General features: G+C 59.4%; 4 protein-coding genes. All 4 read right to left on the bottom strand.

The genetic code is table 11. The annotated features are described in order from the left end of the window. Positions 1–374, bottom strand: a 374-nt coding sequence (locus AHiyo1_RS09640) for a recombinase family protein (protein WP_172465579.1), incomplete at its 3' end; no start/stop codon positions are given. A 287-nt stretch (positions 375–661) separates the two neighbouring features. Continuing rightward, positions 662–1,018 (bottom strand): hypothetical protein, encoded by a 357-nt coding sequence (locus tag AHiyo1_RS09635; protein WP_172465556.1) that lies wholly within the window; start codon positions 1,016–1,018, stop codon positions 662–664. A 38-nt stretch (positions 1,019–1,056) separates the two neighbouring features. After that, positions 1,057–1,533 (bottom strand): hypothetical protein, encoded by a 477-nt coding sequence (locus AHiyo1_RS09630; RefSeq protein ID WP_059388425.1) that lies wholly within the window; start codon positions 1,531–1,533, stop codon positions 1,057–1,059. A gap of 125 nt (positions 1,534–1,658) precedes the next feature. Then, positions 1,659–3,005, bottom strand: a complete 1,347-nt coding sequence (locus AHiyo1_RS09625; RefSeq protein WP_216363175.1) for a LamG domain-containing protein — start codon at positions 3,003–3,005, stop codon at positions 1,659–1,661. Positions 3,006–3,047: the final 42 nt, after the last annotated feature.

Below are 3,047 nucleotides of genomic sequence, written 5' to 3'. Positions count from 1 at the left end.
CGCGATCGCCCGTGGAACGTTGCCCTGGACATGCCGAGACCGCGGGCGACCTGCGCGGCAGGCTCGCCACCCACGACCAGGCGGATAGCGTTTCGAATCTGGCTGTCGATGATTCGGCGGGGCCGGCCACCGATAAAGGTGAGCATGTCCTGGGTGGAGCGCCCGAGCCGGTCCAAGGTGGTGATGACGGGAGTGTCTCCTTCGATCAGCGCATCGAGTCCGCGGTCGAACTGGGGTCGTGATACCCAGGCCCGGGATACGCCGTGGTCCGCGTCGAGGTCGCGTCGGACGCCCGCGGCCAACAGGTCCGCCTGATGCCTGTCAGTGGACTGAGCCCGGATTGAAACTCGCATACCCGATGCGCTGCCTGTCATGTTTCCGGTCCTCACAAAGATCGTCAGATTGAAATCCAAGACGTCGGAGGACGGGCGTCAATAAAAAGAAAACAGATCCTAACCTGACATGCAGGACACTCTGTCCTGACGTCAGTTTGGGGTATACCCCAAACTGACGCCAAAGGCTTAGCGTGCAATTTCACGTCGTTACTACTCGAACCCCAACACGACCTCGACTGGGTGATAGGCCTGATGACTCGTTACTCGGGTTTCGGTATTGGCACCCAACTTTTGATACGCACCATTGGCCCTCCGAGCCCTTGCGATCACAAGTCTGACGTCCTGGCCTCGCCCTGGGAACGGTGGTCTTTGCCTATGACACATCCAACGACGGTTGTCATCTCCTCATCGAACCAAATGAAGACCATGGTTCCGCCGACCGAGATCGCGGTATTAAGGACCTGCTGACTAGGGTACTCCTCGAGTCGTGATAGAAATTCGTGATCACCAAGCACGTTTGCACCAGTCTTTGCACGGCTCTTTACACGGCGCCTGTATATGCGAATCAAATCCGGGACGTCCGTCAGCCCGAGCTCGAGCATTCCTGATGGGTCAATCGACCTAAGCGCCAAGGCGGCGGTATCAGCCACTGTTATGTTCTCCGGCTTCCATTTGTCGATCAAGGTTAGGACCGTTGTGACGGAAACTTGCCTGGTCGTCATTACCGGATCACCTCCGCTCCGAACACCGGGCCTCGAATTAGGACTTCACTCTCATGGTAGATGTCTGGCGACGGCACACGAACGTATCCTGGCCCATCTGCATCCGGGATACGAAGGACAACACCGGGGCCGTTTCCTTCACTCGCCACGTCCCGCGCGATCGATTCATCAGTGGTCCAGGAGGTGAACACGCTATCATTTCTTCCGCCGTTGTGGAGCGCCGGATTTGAGTGGCCACCCTGAGGCCTTGCTATGCCATTAAGCGCATCGTCATAGGCCGGATGTCCGTAATGCAATCCGCGATATAGGGAGACAGAATCGCCGGCAACGTCGGCAGTAGCCTCCGCTGCGTGGCGGGCTGCGAGTTGCTCGGCGGCCTCTCGTTGAGCGGTCTTGATACTCAGGGCTGCCAGCCCCTCGCCTGCGGGAATGATCGCGGCGACGGTTCCCCAGAAGCCGATGAACTTGTCGCTCACTCGCCCGGAAGACGGCCGACAACTTCGACTGGGTCTATCGCCACCACATCGACTGGGATGCGTCGGAGACGGTGCCTGCCGTCCTTAATCGATCCGCTGCTGAGTAACTGGCGCTATGGGGTTCCTCATTTGAGAATCCCTTGAGTGCCGGGGCCGAATTGAGTTTGAACCCAGCTGAACTGGTCCTTGGTGAGTATGCCCTGGGTCAGGACGGGGTTGAGGATCTGTCCTTTGAAGCCCTCACCAAGGCGCACCGGCTGGGTGGTGGAAGGAAGGTGGGTTTGCGTCGCGGCGGCTGTGGTCCAGGTCCCTGAGTAGCCAGCGGAGCTTACGGTCATACGCAATTGCTGGTTGACCTTGTCATAGACCGCGGTCAGAAAAAACCATTGGTTTGATGTCTGTCCTGTCAGGATCTGGACCTGATTGAGGGTGCCGCCTGTTGTCCAAGTATCCAGTTCAGGCTGTCCGTCCGTATTCAAGCGGACCGCCGCGGCCAAGTCTCCGGTGTCGGAGACCTGCGCTATGAGCGACTGGATGGTGTTTCCGCCGGGCGCCGGATTGGTGGGGCAGAACCACCCGGAGACGCTGAAGCTCTCCGCCGTATTTACAGCAGGCGACGCAGTCGTCCCGAACTGGTCAGGAAGGCCGTTGACTTGAAGGGCATTCCTCGTAGGGCTCCCAGAGTAGCCCGCGCTTGCGTCTCCCTGACAGGACTCCGTCGCATAGGGCGTCCCATTGGCCTGGATCGCAACGGGAACCCAACTTCCGTTACTTGGTGCAGTGATCGGGAGGACGGTAGCTGGAACGGGCACCGTATTTGCCACCCTGAACTCGTAGTCAGCTGGATAGCTGACATTGCCGACGTAGTCAAAGGCCCACACCTTCAAGGAAGTAGAGCGGTCGGCGGGCCCCACCGTCACCGTTGCCTTCCGCCCCTCGGCTGGACAGACCACAACGAATTCATGAACCCGCGGGGTGTCGCAGCTTAGATTGACCGGCATTGACGTCGGTCCGGGCGCGTCAGTTACCGCATACGCGAAACCCTTTGCCGGATACGTGCCCGGCTCACTAATGGTGAAATCGTATTTCCCTTCACCGACAGTCCCTCCGCCATTGACCGTCCCGGTATTGGTTCCTGGGATGGTCGTAATGCTCGCGGGCGGTGTGATGACCGGCGTCGCCGGCGGCATGAGTTGGCCCATGAAGTAACCCGCAACGTCCGCAATCAGGTCGGTAGTACCGGATGAACGGTTGAACAGCGTCACCTTCCCGTCAGCACCCACCGGCACCGTCACCGAATTCGCCACCGTCTGCCCAACGCCGAAATTCACATTCGACGCATTCGGACGCTCAGTCCCGGAAGCAAACGCACTCACAAACCCGAACGACTTGGGCCCCGTCACCGTCAGATTGAACACAACAGCCGAAACATTCGCCGGAATCCCCGACACACCACCCACCTGGAACGACACAGGCGAATCAGCACCCGCAGCCGAACCGCCACGCGTATCCAG

The organism is Arthrobacter sp. Hiyo1 (assembly GCF_001263615.2).
Classification (GTDB): domain Bacteria; phylum Actinomycetota; class Actinomycetes; order Actinomycetales; family Micrococcaceae; genus Arthrobacter.
The sequence above is the reverse complement of the archived record's forward strand: the minus strand, read 5'-3'. Positions and strand labels throughout refer to the sequence as shown.